The sequence below is a fragment of the Burkholderia sp. Bp8984 genome (assembly GCF_003853755.1).
In the GTDB taxonomy this organism is placed as follows: domain Bacteria; phylum Pseudomonadota; class Gammaproteobacteria; order Burkholderiales; family Burkholderiaceae; genus Burkholderia.
Genome location: NZ_QTQN01000009.1, coordinates 152,096 through 172,050 on the forward strand (window position 1 = coordinate 152,096; position 19,955 = coordinate 172,050).

Sequence of the window (19,955 nt, forward strand, 5' to 3'; positions counted from 1 at the left end):
CGGGCCTGGTCCCCGCGGACGGAGTGAACGGCAAATGAGACGCATCCTGTTGTCCAGTGCCGTCGGCATCGCGGCCGCCTGCCTGTCGGCAAGTGCGTTCGCGCGTGCCGACGTCGGCGTGTATTTCGGCGTGCCGGGGCCCGTGATCGAGGCGCCGCCGCCTGTCTACTACGCGCCGCCGCCGCCCGTCGTGTACGAGCCGGCGCCGGTCTATTACGGCCCGTACTACGGCGAATACCGTTACCGCTACTACCGGCACGACAACGGCTGGCATCGCGGCTGGCGTCATCACCATCACGACGACGATTGACCGTCGCCTGACGGCTGTCGCGGCCGCCTCCCGTCATGGGGAAATTGCGCGCGCCGGCCTTCGAGCCGGCGCGTGTGCATCACACACCGCTTACCACGGCAGCGAGTAGGTCTTCGTGTTCGTGAAGCTCTTCATCGCCTCCTGCACGCCTTCCTTGTAGCCGAGGCCCGAATCCTTCACGCCGCCGAACGGCGTCAGCTCGAGCCGGTAGCCCGGCACCTCGCGCACGTTCACGCTGCCGACTTCCAGCTCCGTGATGAAGCGCGTGATGCTGTCGAAGCGGTTCGTGCAGACCGACGACGACAACGCATAGTCGGTGCTGTTCGACATCCGGATCGCCTCGTCGATGTCGCGAAAACGCATGATCGGCGACACGGGCCCGAACGTCTCGTACTTCACGAGCGGCATGTCGGGCGTCACGCGATCGACGACCGTCGGCGAATACAGCGCGCCGTCGCGCACGTTGCCGACCAGCAGCCGCGCACCGCGCGCAATCGCGTCGTTCACCTGCTGCTCGCAGAACTTCGCGGCCGCTTCGTCGATCACGGTGCCCATGTCGACCGACGGATCGGCCGGGTTCCCGTAGGCCCACGCGCGGGTTTTCTCGACGACCAGCTCGGTGAAGCGATCGGCCACCGCCTCGTGCACGAGCATCCGCTTGATCGCGGTGCAGCGCTGCCCCGAGTTCTTGTACGAACCCGACACCGCCAGCGTGCTCGCTTCGTCGAGATCGGCGTCCTCCATCACGATGATCGGATCGTTGCCGCCGAGTTCCAGCACCGCGCGCCGGTAGCCCATCCGCGACGCGATCGACTTGCCGATCGACACGCCGCCGGTGAACGTGATCAGGTCGATCGCCGGATTCGTGATCAGCTCGTCGGCGATCTCCTTCGGGTCGCCGGTGATCACCTGCAGCATCTGCGGCGGCAGGCCGGCTTCATACAGGATGTCCGCGAACAGGTAGCACGACAGCGGCACCTTCTCCGACGGCTTCACGACGATCCGGTTGTTGGTCGCGACCGACGGCACGACCTTGTGCGCGACCTGGTTCATCGGATGGTTGAACGGCGTGATCGCGGAAATCACGCCGAGCAGCGGTTCGCGCTGCGTGTACACGCGGCGCTTCTTGCCGTGCGGCGTCAGATCGCACGAGAAGATCTGTCCGTCGTCCTTCAGCACTTCGCCCGCGCCGAACGTGAGCACGTCGGCCACGCGCCCGGCTTCATACGTCGAATCCTTGATGCACAAGCCGGCCTCGGCCGTGATCAGCGCCGCGATCCCGGCGGTGCGCGCACGCACGATGTCGGCCGCGCGGCGCAGGATCGCCGCGCGTTCGTGGCGCGTGAGCGACGGCCGGTACGCACGCGCGACCGCGAATGCGCGCCGCACGTCGTCGAGCGTCGCCTTCGGCACGGTGCCGACGAGCGAGCCGTCGTACGGGTTGCGCACTTCGATTACCGCATCGCGCTGAATCCTTTCACCATCGATTCGCAGTGCTTCACGATGAACCGTGCGAACCTCCGTCGATGCTGCAATGGCGTTCATGAGTGTCTCCTGGCGGATGCGTCCGCGTCACTGCAGATGGTTGAGCGCGATGTCGATGATGTCGAAGTTGCGCAGCCGCGCGCGGCCCGCGACGTCGGTCGCGACCGGCTTGCTGAAGATCAGCGGCACGATCTGCTCGGAGATCCCGCCGTGCGAGCGCAGCGGCACGTCGAGGCCCGACAGGTCGTGCTTGATGCGGCGCGTGCCGAGCACGACGTCCTGCTTCGAGATCACGATCAGGTCGCCCATCCGCTCGGGCGGCAACTCGAAGCGCGCGCAGCCTTCGGCGCCCGTCAGCACGACCTCGATGCCGTCCACCGCGGCGAGCCGCGCGCGCAGCGCGTCGGGATCGGCGTCGTCGGGCACGTAGACGGTCGCGAACGAGCCGAGCGCGCCGTGGTGCACGACGTACGGATCGGTGATCGGCAGGATCACGCGCGCCGCGTCGTGGCCGAGCCACTCGTCGAACAGCTCCTGCAGGTAGATCACGTTCGGCTCGCCGGTCTCGCCGTCGTGCTTCGCGTTCATCCCGTGGTCGGCCGTGATCGCGACGATCGCGCCGAGTTCGTCCAGCCGCTTCAGGTACGCGTCCATCATCTGGTAGAACGCGTTCGCGCCGTCGGTGCCGGGCGCGCACTTGTGCTGCACGTAGTCGGTCGTCGACAGGTACATCAGGTCGATCGGGCGCGTCTCGAGCAGGCGCACGCCGGCCGCGAACACGAACTCCGACAGGTCCGCGCTGTACACGCTCGGCACCGGCTTGCCGACCAGCTCGAGCACGTTGTCGATGCCGTTTTCCTCGAGGCTCGCCTCGTCCGCTTTCTCCGACGAGAAGCAGATGCCCTTGAGCCCCTTGCCGAGCAGGCGGCGCAGCTTGTCCTTCGCGGTGACGACCGCGACGCGCGCGCCCTGTTCCGCGAAGGTCGCGAGCACGGTGGGCGCGACCAGGTACTTCGGATCGTTCATCAGCACCTCGGCGCCGGTGTCGCGATCGTAGAAGTAGTTGCCGCTTATCCCGTGGATCGCCGGCGGCACGCCGGTAACAATCGACAGGTTGTTCGGGTTCGTGAAGCTCGGCACCACGCACTCGCCCTTGAGCGCCGTGCCCGGCTTCAGCAGCGTGCGCAGGAACGGCGCGACGCCGGCCTCGGCCGCCATCTCGAGATACTCATAGGCGCAGCCGTCGACGCAGACCACCACCACGGGGCGGCGCATCCAGTTGTAGCGGCGGCCGTTCACTTCCACGGATACAGGCGTTTCAGTCATGACGTTCAGTCCTTTCGGTTCGAAGGGGTTGAGCTGTCGGCGCCCGCGCCGCGCCGAGGAGGTGTTTTCCATGCTTGACATTAAAATTGATGATTTGTAGATTGTCAACAACATGCAGAGAACAGAAAGCAAAAGACGGAAACACGAGGCAGTACGAAGAGGGCTGGTCTCCACTCATCCGCCGCATCCCGCGGCGCCACGGTCAAGGGGTCTGAAGATGAACGAAGTGCCGGTACAGAAGCGTTTCAATGCATGGGCGACGGGCGCGGCGCGCGTCGCGCTGGCCGCCGCGGTCGCGCTGGGCGCCGCGCAGGCGGCGCATGCGAAGACGTCGCTGCTCGTCTACACCGCGCTGGAGGACGAGGCGATGAAGCCCTACAAGGACGCCTTCGAGAAAGCGAACCCCGACATCGAGATCCGCTGGGTGCGCGACTCGACCGGCTCGGTCACCGCGAAGCTGCTCGCGGAGAAGAACAACCCGCGCGCGGACGTCATCCTCGGCCTCGCCGCATCGAGCCTCACGCTGCTCGACCTGCAGGGGATGCTGATGCCGTATGCGCCGAAGGGCTTCGACCAGCTCACCCGCAAGTACAGCGACGCGAACACGCCGCCGCACTGGGTCGGCATGGACGTGTGGGGCGCGACGATCTGCTACAACCGCGTCGCCGCGCAGGCGAAGAACATCCCGAAGCCGACGTCGTGGGAAGACCTGACGAAGCCGGTCTACAAAGGCGCGATCGTGATGCCGAGCCCGGTGTCGTCGGGCACCGGCTATCTCGACGTCACCGCGTGGCTGCAAACCTTCGGCGACGATCGCGGCTGGAAATTCATGGACGCGCTCGACAAGAACGTCGCGCAGTACGTGCATTCGGGCTCGAAGCCGTGCACGCTCGCCGGCACCGGCGAATTCCCGATCGGCATCTCGTTCGAGTTCCGCGGTCATGAACTGCAGGCGCAGGGCGCGCCGATCGATCTCGTGTTCCCGAAGGAAGGGCTCGGCTGGGACATGGAAGGCACCGCGATCATGAAGACGACCAGGCAGCCCGACGCCGCGAAGAAACTCGCGGACTTCATGGCGAGCAAGGACGCGAACCAGATCACCGCGCGCTGGTGGGCGATCGTCGCGTACCCGGGCGTCGCGCGCAAGCTCGCCGGCATACCCGACAACTATGCGGACCTGCTCGTGAAGAACGACTTCGTGTGGTCGGCGAAGAACCGTCAGTCGATCCTCGATACCTGGCAGAAGCGCTACGGGGCGAAAGCACAGCAATGACGCGGCGATGACGCCGCACCAGGCAGCGGGGCCGCGACACGCGCCGCCCCGCCTCCCTTCCGATCGTCGTATCCGGCCCGCATCCGGGCCGCCCGCAGCGTGGAGGCGTGCATGGCACCCTATCTGAGCGTAGAACGCATCGAAAAGCGGTACAACGACACACAGGTCCTCACCGACATCAACCTGAGCGTGATGAAGGGCGAGATGATCTGCTTCCTGGGGCCGTCCGGCTGCGGGAAAACCACGCTGCTGCGGATCATCGCGGGGCTCGAGGCGCAAAGCGCCGGCCACATCATGCAGGACGGCCGCGACATCTCGCGGCTGCCGCCGCAACTGCGCGACTACGGGATCGTGTTCCAGTCGTACGCGCTGTTTCCGAACCTCACCGTCTTCGACAACGTCGCGTACGGGCTCGTGAACCGCAGGATGAAGCGCGACGCGATCCACGAGCGCGTTCATACGCTGCTCGCGCTGGTCGGCCTGCCCGACAGTCATCGCAAGCATCCGGGCCAACTGTCCGGCGGCCAGCAGCAGCGCATCGCACTCGCGCGCGCGCTCGCGACGTCGCCCGGCCTGCTGCTGCTCGACGAGCCGCTGTCGGCACTCGATGCGCGCGTGCGCGTGCGGCTGCGCCAGGAGATCCGCGCGCTGCAGCAGCGGCTCGGCGTGACGACGATCATGGTCACGCACGACCAGGAAGAGGCGCTGTCGATGGCCGACCGCATCGTCGTGATGAATCACGGCGTGATCGAGCAGATCGGCACGCCGCTCGAAATCTACCGCCAGCCCGCGTCGCCGTTCGTCGCGGACTTCATCGGCCGCGTCAACACGATCCCCGCCGAAGTCGCGCAGGACGGCACGCTGCGCGCGGGCGGCATCGGCTTCGACTGCCGGCATGGCGCGAACCGGCCGGCCCAGGGCGCGGCCGTGTCGGTCTACGTGCGGCCCGAGGATCTGCGCATCCGCATTCCGGGCGAGACGGCCGACAACGTGCTGGCCGGCCGCGTCGAGAAGCTCGAGTTCCTCGGCGCGTTCTGTCGCGTGAGCTTCCGGATCGACGGGCTCGACGGCCAGGAAGTCGTCGCCGACCTGTCGTATCACGACGTCGACCGCACCGGCGTGCAGGCCGGCGCACGCATCGACCTCGCGCTCGATCGCGAGCATGTCCGCGTGTTCCCCAGCGCGAAGGAGCGACTGCAATGAGCGCCGTCCTCACCGAACGCCGCCGCGGCGCGGCCGCCTCCGCCGACGTGCGGCAGCTCACGCACTGGCACGACCGCATCGCACAGCTCGCGCTCGTCGCGATGGCCGCGCTGATGTCGCTGTTCCTGCTGCTGCCGCTCGCGCTCGTCGTGCAGAAATGCTTCGTCGATACGGACGGCCGCTTCGTCGGCGCACACAACTTCGTCGAGTATCTCGAGGACAGCGGCGTGCTGCGCTCGATGCTTCATTCGCTGACGGTCGGCGCGCTCGTCACGATGATCGTCGTGCCGATGGCGTTCACGTTCGCGTATGCGCTGACACGCTCGTGCATGCCGCTGAAGAACGCAGCACGCACGATCGCGCTGCTGCCGCTGCTCGCGCCGACGCTGCTGTCCGCCGTGTCGTTCATCTACTGGTTCGGCAACGCGGGGCTGCTCAAGCCGCTGCTGCACGGCCACTCGATCTACGGACTGCCGGGGATCGTGCTGAGCATGGTGTACGCATCGTTTCCGCACGTGCTGATGATCCTCGTCACCGCGCTGTCGCTCGCGGACGGCCGGCTCTACGAAGCCGCCGACGCGATGGGCACGAGCCGCGTGCGCAAGTTCTTCACGATCACGCTGCCGGGCGCGAAGTACGGGCTGATCAGCGCGACGATGGTGGCCTTCACGATGTGTATCAACGACTTCGGCGTGCCGGTCGTGATCGGCGGCTCGTACAACGTGCTGTCGACCGACATCTACAAGCTGATCATCGGGCTGCAGGACTTCAACCGCAGCGCGGTCGTGAGCCTGATGCTGCTGTGCCCGGCGCTGGTCGCGTTCGGTGTCGACTTCTTCATCCGCCGCCGCCAGCAGTCGCAGCTCGGCGCGCGCTCGACGCCGTACCAGCCGAAGCCGTCACGCGGATTCGACGCCGCGATGCTCGCGTACTGCGCATTGGTGTGCGCGTTCTTCATCGCGGTGGTCGGCATCTCGGTGTTCGCGTCGTTCGTGAAGTTCTGGCCGTACCAGATGAGCGTCGGGCTGCAGCACTACGAGATGGGACTGATCGGCGCCGGCATCTTCGACGCGTACAAGAACAGCCTGCGGATGGCCGCGACCGTCGCGCTCGGCGGCACGATCGTCGTGTTCGGCGGCGCCTACCTGATCGAGAAGACCCGCGGCGCACGCTGGCTGCGCGGCTTCATCAGCCTGTGCGCGATCCTGCCGATGGGCGTGCCGGGCCTCGTGCTCGGCATCAGCTACATCTTCCTGTTCAACGCGCCCGGCAATCCACTGAACGGGCTGTACGGGTCGCTGTGGCTGCTCGCGATCGTCACGGTCGTCCACTACTACGCGTCGAGCCACCTGACCGCCGTCACCGCGCTGCGGCAGATCGACAGCGAGTTCGAGGCCGTGTCCGCGTCGCTGAAGGTGCCGTTCTACAAGACCTTCCTGCGCGTGACCGTGCCCGTGTGCCTGCCCGCGATCCTGCTGATCGCGCGCTACCTGTTCGTCAACGGGATGACGACGGTCTCCGCCGTCGCGTTCCTGTACTCGCCGGACACGCAGCCCGCCTCCGTCGCGATCCTGAACCTCGACGACGCGGGCCAGATGGGCCCGGCCGCCGCGATGGCGACGCTCGTGCTCGCGACCTCGTCGTTCGCGTGCGTGCTGTTTGCCTGCATCTCGCACCGCCTGTTGCGCCGCACGCAGGCCTGGCGCACCCCGCATCGCCGCTGATCCGTTCGCCGCATTCACGTGACGTCCCGACTTCACCAAGGAGACACCATGACGCTCGCCACCCAGCCCATCCTGCTCACCCCCGGCCCCCTGACGACCTCGGAGCGCACGCGCGACGCGATGCTGCGCGACTGGGGTTCGTGGGACAGCGACTTCAACGCGATCACCGCGCGGCTGCGCGAACGGCTGCTGCAGATCGTGCACGGCGAAGGCACGCACGAATGCGTGCCGCTGCAGGGTAGCGGCACGTTCTCGGTCGAGGCGGCGATCGGCACGCTCGTGCCGCGCGACGGCCACGTGCTGGTGCCGAACAACGGCGCGTACTGCCAGCGCCTCGCGAAGATCTGCCGCGTGCTCGGCCGCAAGCTCACGACGATCGACTACAGCGAGGACCGCCGCGTCGATCCGGCCGACGTCGAGCGTGCGCTCGCCGGCGATCCGACCATCACGCACGTCGCGCTCGTGCACTGCGAAACCGGCGCCGGCGTGCTGAACCCGCTGCACGAAGTCGCGCAGGTCGTCGCGAAACACGGCCGCGGACTGATCGTCGACGCGATGAGCTCGTTCGGCGCGATCGACATCGATGCGCGCACGACGCCGTTCGACGCGGTGATCGCCGCGTCCGGCAAGTGTCTCGAAGGCGTGCCGGGGCTCGGCTTCGTGATCGCGAAGCGCACCGCGCTCGAACGCTGCGAAGGCAACAGCCATTCGCTCGCGATGGACCTGTACGACCAGTGGGTCTACATGCAGCGCACGACGCAATGGCGCTTCACGCCGCCCACGCACGTGGTTGCGGCGCTCGATGCGGCCGTCGCGCAATACGTCGACGAAGGCGGGCTCGCCGCACGAGGTGGCCGCTACCAGCGCAACACGCGCGCGCTGATCGACGGAATGCGCGCGCTCGGGTTCCGGCCGTTCCTCGATTCCGCGATCCAGGCGCCGATCATCGTCACGTTCCATGCGCCGGACGATCCGAACTACGACTTCAAGCGGTTTTATCAGGAGGTCAAAAAGCGCGGCTACATTCTGTATCCGGGCAAGCTGACCGAGGTCGACACGTTCCGCGTCGGCTGCATCGGCCACTTCGGCGAGGCCGGCATTCCGGGCGCGGTCGCCGCGATCGCCGACACGCTGAAGGCGATGGGCGTGCGGCGCGTGTCGGCCGAAGCGGCGGCCTGACGCGCTGCATCCGCCACACCGCGGCGCGCGGCCGGTCGCCGTGCGTTGCGGTGCGGCGGGTTCGCTTTCGTTTTGCGTTTTACCGCCGTGTGCGGCACGGCAATTCTCTCGACCCTTACCGGCACGACATCCGATGCGACCCTTCTGGATCGAACAAGCACTGTTCAACGACGGCGATCTCGCCCCGGCGCTGCAGGGCACGATAGAGGCCGACGTCTGCATCGTCGGCGGCGGCTTCACGGGGCTCTGGACCGCGATCCAGGCGAAGCAGCAGAACCCGGCGCTCGACATCGCGATACTCGAGGCCGACCTGTGCGGCGCCGGCGCGAGCGGGCGCAACGGCGGATGCCTGCTCACGTGGTCAGCCAAATTCCTAACGCTGCGGCGCCTGTTCGGCGAAGCGGAGGCGATCCGGCTCGTGAAGGCGTCGGAGGCGGCCGTCCAGCACATCGCCGACTTCTGCCGCACGCATCGCATCGATGCCGAACTGCGGCTCGACGGCACGCTGTACACCGCGACGTCGCGCGCGCAGGTCGGCACGCTCGCGCCGGTGCTCGACGCGCTCGCCGCGTGCGGTATCCACAGCTACGAGCCGCTGCCGGCAGCTGAAGTCGCGCGCCGTTCGGGCTCGGCCCGCAATCTCGACGGCGTGTACTCGCCGATCGCCGCGACCGTGCATCCGGGCAAGCTCGTGCGCGGGCTGCGCCGCGTCGCGCTCGAGATGGGGATCCGGATCTACGAGCGCACGCCGCTCGTCGACTTCACGCCGGGGCAGCCGGCCGTCGTTCGGACGCCGTCCGGCAGCGTGCGCGCCGGCAAGCTGGTGTTCGCGATCAACGCGTGGATGGCGAGCCGCTTCCCGCAGTTCGAGCGCACGATCGCGGTCGTGTCGAGCGACATGGTCATCACCGAGAAATGCCCGGAACTGCTGGAACGGACCGGGCTCGTCGACGGCGTGTCGGTGCTCGATTCGCGGATCTTCGTGTACTACTACCGCACGACCGCCGACGGCCGGCTGATGCTCGGCAAGGGCGGCAACACGTTCTCGTGGCGCAGCCGCATCGCGCCGGTGTTCGACCGGCGCTCGCCGTACGAGGCGCAGCTCACGCAGAGCCTGCGCGAATTCTTCCCGTCGCTCGCGGGCGTGCCGGTCACCGCGAGCTGGAACGGCCCGTCGGATCGCTCGGTGACGGGCTTCCCGTTCTTCGGTCGCCTCGATGGCGCGCCGAACGTGTTCTACGGCTTCGGCTATTCAGGCAACGGCGTCGGGCCGACCTACATGGGCGGGCAGATCCTGTCGTCGCTGGTGCTCGGGCTCGACAACGCGTGGACGCGCAGCCCGATCGTGCGCGGCCCGCTCGGCCATTTCCCGCCGGAGCCGATCCGCTATGTGGGCGCGCACGTGGTGCGCAATGCGATTCGTCGCAAGGAGCGTGCGGAGGATGAGAGCCGGAGGCCGGCGATGGTCGATACGTGGCTCGCGAAGTTCGCGAGCGCGGCGGGGAAGGCGGACAAGGCGTGATGGCGGGCGCCATGCAATAAAGGGGCAAGTAACGCACAGCGCTCGTGAACGTTGCGGCATCGCCGATTTTTATCGAAACGCGTGTATCGCCTCACCAGATCGCGAACACGCGAAGTCCTTCGATAGAACAAGTCAAATCACCAGCGTGGCGTCTTCTCTCGAACCGGCGGCGCTGCATGCAAATAGCCGCATGAATATAGGACGCGTCCTGCCGCACACGATCCATATCTTCGGGTCCACGATTCCAACATGCCGCTATCGGCGGTCGATAGAGTCGTACCGGGATAGCGTCTTGAATTATCTGCATTGCCAACAAATCGGGATGCAACGCGATACCATCGACTCCCTCATCAACTCGTCCGACGACATCCGAAGAAATGACACAGTTTCTTCTATTGCCCGCACTCATCGTGATGATCAGCGCATGCTCCAAACACATAGATGAAAAATGGATGGCGCTTCAAGACATGCCTGCCTTCGCCGAGCCGAATGACGATCGAACCCAGCCCGTCTTTACGATCAGGAAAGGCGAATCCTGCGTGCCATTGGCGGATCGCGCCGCAAAAATTTACGCCTACACACAGGTGAGCTGCGAGACTGGCACCGGCTGGGTCCTGGACGATCTCTTCGATAAACCGGAGCGGCAAATGATCAACGCGCCGACGATCACCACCATCGGCTCGGATCTCGTCACCTTCGGCGGGAACTGAACCGGTCAGGCCCGCGGAACATCACGCACCACAAGTAGCCGCGCCAGCGATGCAAAAAACAAAAGGCGCTGACCGATCGGTTCAGCGCCCTGTCGCCATCGACGCGCGGTGAAACCCGCGCCGCAACCCGCTCACGCGCCGGCTTTCTCCCGCGCCGCCTTCCCCGCCGCAGGCAACCCCTGCTCGTGCGTGCGGCGCATCCGCGCGAGGCCGTGCGCGACATGCTCGCGCACCAGTGCGACCGCCTTCTCCTCGTCGCCGCTCGCGAGCGCCTGCACGATCTTGTCGTGCTCGGCCGCCGACACCGCGATCGCATCCTCCTCGGCCTCGATTGCGGCCTGGCGCAGCAGCCCGAGCTGGCGCACGAGCCGGCGATAGGTGTCGGTGAGATGCGTATTGCCGACGCCGACCACCATCGCGTCGTGGAACTGCACGTTCAGCTCGGTATAGCGCGTGACGTCATGCGTCTTCGCGGCATCCTTCATCGACTGGATGATGCCCTTCAGCACCTTCAGCGTGTCGGGCGAAATGCGTTTCGCGAGCGCGCGCGCGACCGACTCGTCGAGCATCGCGCGCACTTCGTAGATCTCTTCGGCCTCGCGCAGCGGCACGACGCGCACCGTCACGCCGCGGTTCTTCTCGTTGCGCAGCAGCCCGGCCTGCTCGAGCGCGCGGAATGCTTCGCGCACGGGGCCGCGCGACACGTTCAGCTTGGTCGCGATATCGACTTCGTTGAGCTTCTCGCCCGGCGCATATTCGCCGGACACGATCGCGCGCTCGAGCATGTCCTGGACAATCATCGCGAGCGACTGGCTTTGCAGGAGTTCGATGGCGTTGAGCGCGTTCGGGGCAGTCATGGTCGGGCAGGCAGCGACGCTGCGGAAGAAAAACGAGGGCGCCATGTCGGCGAATGATCGTTATATACCCTCGGCCCGATACATTGTCAACAGTTTTCAGTTTCCAAAAACCGGTTCCGCGTGCCGGAATGCAACCGGCACGCGGCATCGTGCGGCCGGCGTGAGCACGCCGAACCGCTCGATGCGGGCCTGCCGTCAGGCCGGCTGCTTCACCGGCCCCGGGTCGCTCTGGCTCGGCCGCCCCGTCTCGACGTGGCCCGCGAAGCGGCGCACGACCTTGTCGTCGCCACCGCGCAGCGTGGTCGCGGTGATCGTCAGATCGTACCAGCCGTGGCTCGACGACAGCTCGAAGTGATCCTCGATGCGCTCGCCCGGCTCCAGCGTGTAGCTGCGTGCATGCGCATGGCTGTACGCGTTGTCGACGACCACGCGGCACGCCGCGCCGCCGCTGTTGCGCAGCTGCAGGTACACGTGGCGGTTGCGCACGTCGTAGCCGACCTTCGCTTCCGGATTCGCGTGGCGGCCGTCCGCGGCCAGCCGCGTGTTGCCCTGGAATTCGCACAGATAGCCGTTCGGGCCATACGCGGCGAGATGGTAGTCGCCGCGCGCGGCCGACGTGCTCCAGGTATCGGCGAAGCGGTCGTGCGACGACACCGCGTAACGACGCGGCGGCGTCGCCGGATTGCGGCGGTCGTACACGTAGAATGCGGCGCCCGCGTCACCCGAATTCGCGAAATCGAGCGACACGCTGTCGTCGCGGCCGTTCACGCGGGCATGCACGAACAGCTCGTACGGCAGCGCCCGCGCCGGACGCGTGCCGGGCTCCTGCGCCGGCATCGACTGCTGCGCGGGCACCTGGTACGCCTGGCCGGCCGTCTGGATGTGCTGCGGCACCGTGAAGCTCACCGTGCGCGTATCGGGTCGCGCGGAGAAATCGAATGCCGACGTGAGGTCGCCGCAGACCGAGCGGCGCCACGCGCTGATGTTCGGCTCCTGCACGCCGAAGCGCGCTTCGAGGAAACGCAGCACCGACGTGTGGTCGAACGTCTCCGAGCAGACCCAGCCGCCCTTCGTCCAGGGCGAGATGATGATCAGCGGCACGCGCGGCCCGAGGCCGATCGGCTGGATGCCCCCCGGGTCCGCACCCGGCACGAGCGGGCTCATCTCGCCCGGGTACTTGTTCAGGTCGAGCAGTTCGTCGCCGAGGTTCGACAGCAGGTTCGACGACACGATGCCCTGGCCGCCCACGCCGCTCGTGACCGGCGGCACCGGCGGCACGACGTGGTCGAACAGCCCGTCGTTTTCGTCGTAATTGAGGATGAACACCGTCTTCGCCCACACCTCGGGGTTCGACGTCAGCGCCTCGAGCACCATGTTGATGTAGAACGCGCCGTCGGTCGGCGACGCCTGCGGGTGTTCGCTGTACTTGTACGGCGACACGATCCACGACACCTGCGGCAGCCGGTTCGCCTGCACGTCGGCCTTCAGCTCGGCGAGCGTGTGGTCCGACGCGCCCTTGTCGACCAGCGGGCCGCTCGCGCCTTCCTTCACCTGGAAGCGCTTGAAGAACATCAGCGAGTTGTCGGTGTAGTTGTCCGTCGGGTCGCCCGGGATGCCCGTGCCGCCCTGGTACAGCTTCCAGCTGATCTTCGCGTTCTCGAGGCGTTCCGCGTAGGTCGTCCACGTGTAGCCGTTCGTGTTGTTGCGCTCGCCGATGCCGGGGCCGTTCGGCTGCGTGCCGTACACGTTGCGCGAATCGATCGTGCCGGTCCACAGGTAGATGCGGTTCGGCGCCGTGTCGGCGTGCGCGGAGCAGAAGTACGAATCGCAGATCGTGAACGCGTCGGCGAGCGCGTAGTGGTACGTGAGGTCCTGGCGCTTCAGGTAGCCCATCGTCAGCACGTCCTGCTTCTGGTTCACCCACTGGTCCCACTGGCCGTTGTTCCAGGACAGGTGGCCGCTGCTCCAGCCGTGGTTGGTGCCCGGCTGGAATTCGGTCGTCTGCTTCGGGTCGAGGTAGAACGGCAGCACGTACGGCGCGGACGGGTCGAGCCCGCGCGAGTGGTAGTTCTTCGTGAACACCGACGCCGGCGGCTGCTGCCACACCGGCGCGCCGCTCGGCAGCAGGTGCGGGCGCGGGTCGTTGAACCCGCGCACGCCGCGCAGCCCGCCGAAGTAATGATCGAACGAGCGGTTTTCCTGCATGAAGATCACGACGTGTTCGACGTCGCGGATCGTGCCGGTGCGATAGGCGGCCGGCATCGCGAGCGCCTTGCGGATCGCCGGCGGGAAGCCGGCGTAGGCGGCCATCGCGCCGGCCGACTGGGCGGCGAGGCGCAGGAAATCGCGTCGATTGGTGGCGGACATGAGGAGGATCCTGTGGGTCGGTAAGGGTGGCGCCGGTCGAGCGGGGCCGGCGGTCGGTGCGTTGCCGCTATTACTCCGCACCGGCATGTCCCGGCCGTGACCGGTTCCAGCAGGTTTCTTGCGGTCACCCCCAGCTTTTTTTCGAAGCGGCGCACGACGCACCTTTCACGTGGCCGACACACGCATGCGCTACGCTGACGCGCGATGAAGAGGGGGGAGAAGCCGAGTCGTGTTCGATCAGCTGAAGGCGTTCCACGCGACCGTCCGGCAGGGCAGCATCACGCGCGCCGCGCGCCACCTGGGCGTGAGCCAGCCGACGATCGCCGCGCAGATCCGGCAGGTCGAGCAGTTGTACGGCGTCGAGCTGTTCTATCGCAGCGGCCGCAAGCTCGAGGTCACGGAGACCGGCATCGAGCTGCTGCCGCTCGTCGAGAAGATGATCGCGCTCGAGGCGCAGGCCGACATCATGCTGCGCAACGTCGGTGGCCTGTTCGAAGGCCATCTGCGGATCGGCGCGACCGGGCCGTACTACATCATGGACGCGGTCGGCCGCTTCTCGCACGCGCATCCGTCGATCGCGCTCACGTGCCGGATCGGCAATTCCGAGGAAATCCTGCAGGCGCTGCACGAATTCCGCATCGACCTCGCGGTGTCGTCGCAGCACAATGACGCGGACGGCCTCGAACGCAAGGTGATCTCGACCGATCCGCTCGTGCTCGTCGTGCATCGCGACCATCCGCTCGCACGCTTCGACGCGATCGACGCCGCGCAGCTCGCCGACGTGCGGCTCCTGATTCGCGAGGAAGGGTCGGTCACGCGTCGCTGCACGGAGACGATCCTCGCGGCCGCCGGGGTCGCGGCCACGTCGGTCGCCGAGATCGGCAGCCGCGAAGCGATCCGCGAGGCGATCCTGCATGGCGTGGGTGGAAGCCTGTTTCCGCGCGGCGAGGCCGAGCGTCACCCGGACCTGCGCGTCGTCGCGCTGCGCGGCGTCGACACGACGATCGACGAATACGTGTACTACCTGAAGGCGCGCCGCCAAAGCCCGGCGATCGATGCGTTCCTCGCGTGCATCGTACCGGCGCAGACCGCGACGCGCGACGCAACGCACGCGACGCGGCCGGTGAACGCGCGCTGAGCCGCCGCGCGTTCGTCGGCTTCGCGTCTTTCCCTTCGCGTTTTTCCCTTCGCGCTTCCCGGCGCTTTTCGGGGCGCGTTTCCCGCGTTGTTCCCGCGTTGTTCCCGCGTTGTTCCTGCGTTGTTCCTGCGTTGTTCCTGCGTTGTTCCTGCGTTGTTCCCGCGCCTTCCGTCGTTGTGTTCCTCGTGCCTTCCTTGCCGCTTCCCGCCGCGCGTCACTTCGGCAGCGCGGGGATCATCCACGTCAGCACGTGCTGCTGCAGGAACACGAGCACGCCGAGCAGCAGTGTGAGGATCACGCTGTGCCAGAAGGTGCGCGCGAACACGATGCCTTCCTGCCCCTTCAGGTCGGTCGTCGAGACGCCCGTCGCGATGTTCTGCGGCGAGATCATCTTGCCCATCACGCCACCCGACGAGTTGGTCGCGGCCATCAGTACCGGATCGAGGCCGAGCTGCCGCGCGGCGACCACCTGCAGGTTGCCGAACAGCGCGTTGCCGGACGTGTCGCTGCCGGACAGGAACACCGCGATCCAGCCGAGCGACGCCGACACGAGCGGGAACAGCGCACCGGTCGACGCGACACCGGTGCCGAGCGTGTAGCTGATTCCCGAGTAGTTCAGCAGGTACGCAAGCCCGACGATCATCATCACCGTGATGATCGCGATCCACGTCTGCCGCCACGTCTTGACCACGCATTCGAGGAACGCGCCGGCGCCGGTGCGCGTCAGCACGGCCGTGATGATCGCCGACAGGAGGATCGCGGTGCCGGTGCCGAGCGGCTGGAAGTCCCAGATCGCCGCATACGGCTTGTGGTACAGCGACACGAAGACCGCGTTGTGCAGGCCCGGCCACTTGATCTTCACGTCGCCGATCGCCGCGATGTTCGCGTGCACCCAGACGATCACGACCACCGACACGACGATCCACGGCAGCCAGCCTCCGAAGCCCGCGCGCGCGGCGCCGGCCGTGGCGGGCACGCTGCGCGCGAGCGCGTATTGCGGATCGGGCTGCGGCTTCCACACCTGCAGGAAGCCGATCGTGACGATCAGCGACGTGAGCGACGACAGCACGTCGGTGAGTTGGTAGCCGAGGAAATTCGACGTGACGAACTGCGCGATCGCGAAGCTCGCGCCCGACACGAGCAGCGCGGGCCACAGTTTCGAGATCGAGCGCAGGCCGCCGTACGCGCCGACCACGTAGAACGGCAGCAGCAGCGCGAAGAACGGCAGTTGCCGGCCGACCATCGCGCCGAGCGTCGCGGGCGGCAGCGACGTGACCGCGCCGAGCACGGTGATCGGCACGCCGAGCGCGCCGAACGCGACTGGCGCCGTGTTGAACAGCAGCGTGTAGGTGAGCGCTTCGAGCGCGGGGAAGCCGAGCGCGATCAAGAGTGCGCTGGTGATCGCGACCGGCGTGCCGAACCCGGAGATCCCTTCGAGCAGGCAGCCGAAAGAGAACGCGACGACGAGCAGCACGAGGCGGCGGTCGTCGGGCAGGTGGTCGAGCATCCACTGCCGGAACTGGTCGAAGCGGCCCGACTTCACCGCGATGTTGTACAGCAGCAAGGCGTTGAACACGATCCACATCACCGGCACGACCGCGAGCGCCATGCCGGCGCCGACCGCGTTGAACGCGAGGCCGGCCGGCATGCCCCACGCGCCGATCGCGACCGCGAGGCCGGTGACGAGGCCGGCGAGCGACGCCTGCCATGCCGGCCGGCGCAGCACGCCGAGCGCGATCAGCGCGACCGCGATCGGGATCACGGCAACGAGGAACGACAGGAACAGCGAGTTGGCGACGGGCGTCAACGGCTGCGCGAACAGGATGCCGGGCGGCAGGGTTGCGGTGGGATTCATCGTGTTTCCGTGTCTCCGTGTCGACAGGAGTTAGCGCTTTTGTGCTTACTCCTGTCCCATGCTTAGCGGTCGACAGGCGTTAGCGCTCTAGCGCTTACTCCGTCCCATGCTTCGCGGTCGAGGCGTTAGCCCTTCAGCGCTTGCTCCTGTCCCATGCTTCGCGGTCGACAGCAGTTAGCCCTTCAGCGCTTACTCCTGTCCCGCGTTTCGCGCTCGACCGGTTGGCGGCGGGACTTGGCGTCCTGGCGCCTGCGCATGCCCCGGCCTCGTATCAAACGTGCGTTCCACGACGGCGAAGATCGCCCGACGCTTGCGCATGCAACCATGCCGCAGCGCCGACCGATCGGTCGCTTAAAAAAGGTTAGGAGGCGCATCGCGCTTGCACAAGGAGGGCAAGCCCGATGCGCGAGGCGTCGACACATGGAATCCGCCGCATGCTGAACGGCGGCTGGCGCCGCACTGACACGCACGCCAGCATGCCGCCGGCGCAATGTTGCTCAGGCGACAAAGGTGACTGACGGCACGCGGGGTGTTTCGTTTGGCGTCCGAAGCCTAGACTGGCTGCATCGATTCCGCCCGCGCCGACGAAGGGCGCGGCGCCGGATACCTCACGGAGCAAACACGATGAAGACCATGAAACTTGCGGCGTGCGCATTCCTGCTGATCGGCTCGGCTGTCGCCGCCCAGGCCCAGGCAGCGTCGACGCTGACGCGCGCGCAAGTTCGCCAGGAACTCGCGGAACTGCAGGCCGCCGGCTACCGGCCGAGTCTCGCCAGCAGCCCGGACTTTCCGCAAAACATGCAGGCGGTCATGCAGCGCGCCGCGCAGGCGCGCGGCGACGCGGCCGGCTACGGCAGCAACGGCCATGCGAATGTGGAATCAGGAAAACCGGCACTGCCGCACGTGGTCGATCGCGACACGTACGCGCATCACTGAAGTGGACGAAACCGGGCCGGGCGCGTGACTGCGCAACCGGCCTGCCCGCCGCGCAATGCGCAGCGGGCAGCGGGCAGCGGCCATCAAACGCTGAAGCGGTTCAGCGTATACGCACGATAGGCCGCGACGAACGCGTCGAACGATCCGGCCTCCTTCGTTTCCAGCTCAGCCTGCTCGGCCAGCGACTTCGCGGCGAGCGCCTGCTCGGCGCGCATCGTCTCCGCCGACGGCGGGTTCGCGCGGAAATGCGCGGCATGCGCTTCGCTGTGTGCGCACGCGAACGCGAGGAACGACTGCCCGTTCTCGCGCATCGTGCGCAGCACGCGCGCCGACGGCGTGCGCTCCGGATCGGCGAGCTTCTCGCGCTGCGCGGCAATCGCACGCGCATGCTCGTCGCCACCGCGGATCTCGTCGAGACGGCGCCCGATGGTTTCGATATCGGCCATCAGGTCGTCCGCCCACGCCTGCAGCGTGACCGGCTGGCCGTCGCGCGTCAGCGTCAGCCCCGGCTTGCGCCCGTCCATCGTCACGCTGCCGAAGTTCGCGTTCGCTTCCTTGTACGCGTCACAGTCGAGCGCGGGGCTCTCGTCGAGCGCGCACGCGAGCAGGAATGCGTCGATGAAGCGCGCGGTCTCCAGCGCGATGCCGGTCGGCTCGAACGGATCGATGTCGAGGCAGCGCACTTCGATGTACTGCACGCCGCGCGACGCGAGCGCATGCAGCGGCCGCTCGCCCGAATACGTGACGCGCTTCGGCCGGATCGTCGAGTAGAACTCGTTCTCGATCTGCAGCACGTTCGTGTTGATCTGGATCCACTCGCCGTCGCGATGCGTGCCGATCGCCTCGTACGGCGGATACGGCTCGCTCACGGCCTTCGACAGCGCGTCGAGATAGGCGGGCAGCGTGTTGTAATCGACTTGCAGCGCGGCCTGCGCGGTCGTGTTCGAGTAGCCGAGGTCGCTCATCCGCAGGCTCGTCGCATATGGCCGGTACAGCGTATCGGCGTCGAACGTGTCGAGCTTGTGCGGCTTGCCGCGCAGGAACTTCGTGTCGAGCGCGGGCGACGCGCCGAACAGGTACATCAACAGCCAGCTGCGGCGGCGGAAGTTGCGGATCTGCGCGAGATAGCGCTCCGACTGGTAGTCGACCAGCGTGGCCGTCGAGCCCTCTTCCGCATGCAGGCGCCGCCACACTTCCTCGTGCAGCGAGTAGTTGTAGTGGATGCCGGCGATGCACTGCATCGTGCGGCCGTAGCGATACGCGAGGCCGCGGCGATACACCGTCTTCAGGCGACCGATGTTCGACGTGCCGTAGTCGGCGATCGGGATTTCGTCGTCGGCCGGCAGTTGGCCCGGCATCGAGTTATTCCACAGCATCTCGTCGCCGAGCGACGCATACACGTAGCGGTGCAGATCGTCGAGGCGTTCGAGCGTGATCGACGCGTCGGCTTCCGCCGGCGTGATCAGTTCGATCAGCGCTTCGGAATAGTCGGTCGTCAATGACGGGTGCGTGAGTGCCGAACCGAGCGCGCGCGGATGCGGCGTGAACGCGATCATCCCGTCGCGCGTCACGCGCAGGCTTTCCTTTTCGATGCCGCGCAGGCCGTCGGGCAGATGCTGCCGCGTCGGGCCCGAGCTCAGCGCTTCGAGACGATTCAGCAGCAGTTCGGACTGGCGGTGAGTCATGGTGTTCGACATGGAGACGCAAGTGCGTGACGGCCGCGCGCAGGATGCCGCGCGGCCGGCTGGATTATTGGTCGCTTCGTTGGTAGCGGGCACTTTAACATCTCGCCGTCACGCGCGCTTGAGGTGACTCCGGGTGGTGCGCGCCCGCCGCGGCGGGCCGCCGGGCGGGCCGATGACGACGATCGCGGCGCGCGCGGCGGACCGTCCGTCGGCACCGCCGGACGCGACGATCACGCGAAATTCGTCGGAAGTAACATGAGCCGTGCACGCCACGGCGCCGCCAGGTGCAACCCGCGCAGCCGAACCCGCGATGCGTCGCCGTCACGCTCGAGCCGCCCGCACGCCGGGGGATGACGGCCGCCGGAACGGGGTGATCGCCGTCAAG

General features: G+C 67.2%; 15 protein-coding genes. 9 read left to right on the forward strand and 6 right to left on the reverse strand.

The window, feature by feature from the left end; all coding sequences use genetic code 11:
- The first annotated feature begins 34 nt into the window (after nucleotides 1–34).
- The gene (locus tag DID98_RS12375) at nucleotides 35–310 is read left to right on the forward strand and encodes a hypothetical protein (protein ID WP_124486715.1); all 276 of its coding nucleotides are present in this window, start codon (nucleotides 35–37) and stop codon (nucleotides 308–310) included.
- Between the two features lie 90 nt (nucleotides 311–400).
- Here DID98_RS12375 and phnY read toward each other — a convergent pair whose 3' ends face one another.
- Together phnY and phnA are read right to left on the reverse strand one after the other, a co-directional pair.
- A complete protein-coding gene (phnY, locus tag DID98_RS12380) occupies nucleotides 401–1,855 on the reverse strand; it encodes a phosphonoacetaldehyde dehydrogenase (protein WP_124486716.1) in 1,455 nt (484 codons plus the stop codon).
- Nucleotides 1,856–1,882: 27 nt separating this feature from the next.
- The gene (phnA, locus tag DID98_RS12385; RefSeq protein WP_124570778.1) at nucleotides 1,883–3,121 is read right to left on the reverse strand and encodes a phosphonoacetate hydrolase; all 1,239 of its coding nucleotides are present in this window, start codon (nucleotides 3,119–3,121) and stop codon (nucleotides 1,883–1,885) included.
- A 217-nt stretch (nucleotides 3,122–3,338) separates the two neighbouring features.
- Here phnA and DID98_RS12390 point away from each other — a divergent pair, with 217 nt between their 5' ends.
- From DID98_RS12390 to DID98_RS12415, 6 genes are all read left to right on the forward strand, one after another.
- On the forward strand, nucleotides 3,339–4,394 hold the full coding sequence (locus DID98_RS12390; RefSeq protein WP_124520569.1) for a putative 2-aminoethylphosphonate ABC transporter substrate-binding protein: 1,056 nt from the start codon (nucleotides 3,339–3,341) through the stop codon (nucleotides 4,392–4,394).
- Between the two features lie 111 nt (nucleotides 4,395–4,505).
- A complete protein-coding gene (locus tag DID98_RS12395) occupies nucleotides 4,506–5,597 on the forward strand; it encodes a putative 2-aminoethylphosphonate ABC transporter ATP-binding protein (protein WP_124520570.1) in 1,092 nt (363 codons plus the stop codon).
- On the forward strand, nucleotides 5,594–7,321 hold the full coding sequence (locus DID98_RS12400; protein ID WP_124570779.1) for a putative 2-aminoethylphosphonate ABC transporter permease subunit: 1,728 nt from the start codon (nucleotides 5,594–5,596) through the stop codon (nucleotides 7,319–7,321). Before DID98_RS12395 ends, DID98_RS12400 begins: the two co-directional genes overlap by 4 nt.
- A gap of 48 nt (nucleotides 7,322–7,369) precedes the next feature.
- Nucleotides 7,370–8,500 (forward strand): 2-aminoethylphosphonate--pyruvate transaminase, encoded by a 1,131-nt coding sequence (locus DID98_RS12405; protein ID WP_124486721.1) that lies wholly within the window; start codon nucleotides 7,370–7,372, stop codon nucleotides 8,498–8,500.
- A gap of 133 nt (nucleotides 8,501–8,633) precedes the next feature.
- Entirely contained in the window at nucleotides 8,634–10,022 is a 1,389-nt protein-coding gene (locus DID98_RS12410; protein WP_124570780.1) for an FAD-dependent oxidoreductase, read from the forward strand.
- Nucleotides 10,023–10,399: 377 nt separating this feature from the next.
- Complete coding sequence (locus DID98_RS12415; protein ID WP_124570781.1) at nucleotides 10,400–10,732, forward strand: hypothetical protein; 333 nt, start codon at nucleotides 10,400–10,402, stop codon at nucleotides 10,730–10,732.
- Nucleotides 10,733–10,863: 131 nt separating this feature from the next.
- On the opposite strand, the gene DID98_RS12420 is transcribed toward DID98_RS12415, so the two are convergent.
- Both DID98_RS12420 and DID98_RS12425 read right to left on the reverse strand, forming a co-directional pair.
- Nucleotides 10,864–11,589 (reverse strand): phosphonate utilization associated transcriptional regulator, encoded by a 726-nt coding sequence (locus DID98_RS12420; protein WP_044847361.1) that lies wholly within the window; start codon nucleotides 11,587–11,589, stop codon nucleotides 10,864–10,866.
- Between the two features lie 195 nt (nucleotides 11,590–11,784).
- Complete coding sequence (locus tag DID98_RS12425) at nucleotides 11,785–13,956, reverse strand: phosphocholine-specific phospholipase C (RefSeq protein ID WP_124570782.1); 2,172 nt, start codon at nucleotides 13,954–13,956, stop codon at nucleotides 11,785–11,787.
- A 229-nt stretch (nucleotides 13,957–14,185) separates the two neighbouring features.
- Here DID98_RS12425 and DID98_RS12430 point away from each other — a divergent pair, with 229 nt between their 5' ends.
- The gene (locus DID98_RS12430) at nucleotides 14,186–15,094 is read left to right on the forward strand and encodes a LysR family transcriptional regulator (protein ID WP_124570783.1); all 909 of its coding nucleotides are present in this window, start codon (nucleotides 14,186–14,188) and stop codon (nucleotides 15,092–15,094) included.
- Between the two features lie 214 nt (nucleotides 15,095–15,308).
- On the opposite strand, the gene DID98_RS12435 is transcribed toward DID98_RS12430, so the two are convergent.
- Nucleotides 15,309–16,949 (reverse strand): L-lactate permease, encoded by a 1,641-nt coding sequence (locus tag DID98_RS12435; RefSeq protein WP_124486726.1) that lies wholly within the window; start codon nucleotides 16,947–16,949, stop codon nucleotides 15,309–15,311.
- Between the two features lie 624 nt (nucleotides 16,950–17,573).
- On the opposite strand from DID98_RS12435, the gene DID98_RS12445 reads away from it, so the two are divergent.
- Nucleotides 17,574–17,885, forward strand: coding sequence for a DUF4148 domain-containing protein (locus tag DID98_RS12445; protein WP_124486728.1), 312 nt, complete (start codon nucleotides 17,574–17,576; stop codon nucleotides 17,883–17,885).
- An 83-nt stretch (nucleotides 17,886–17,968) separates the two neighbouring features.
- Here the strand turns inward: DID98_RS12445 and gshA are convergent, their stop codons facing one another.
- Nucleotides 17,969–19,582 (reverse strand): glutamate--cysteine ligase, encoded by a 1,614-nt coding sequence (gene gshA / locus DID98_RS12450; protein ID WP_185640845.1) that lies wholly within the window; start codon nucleotides 19,580–19,582, stop codon nucleotides 17,969–17,971.
- Nucleotides 19,583–19,955 lie beyond the last annotated feature (373 nt).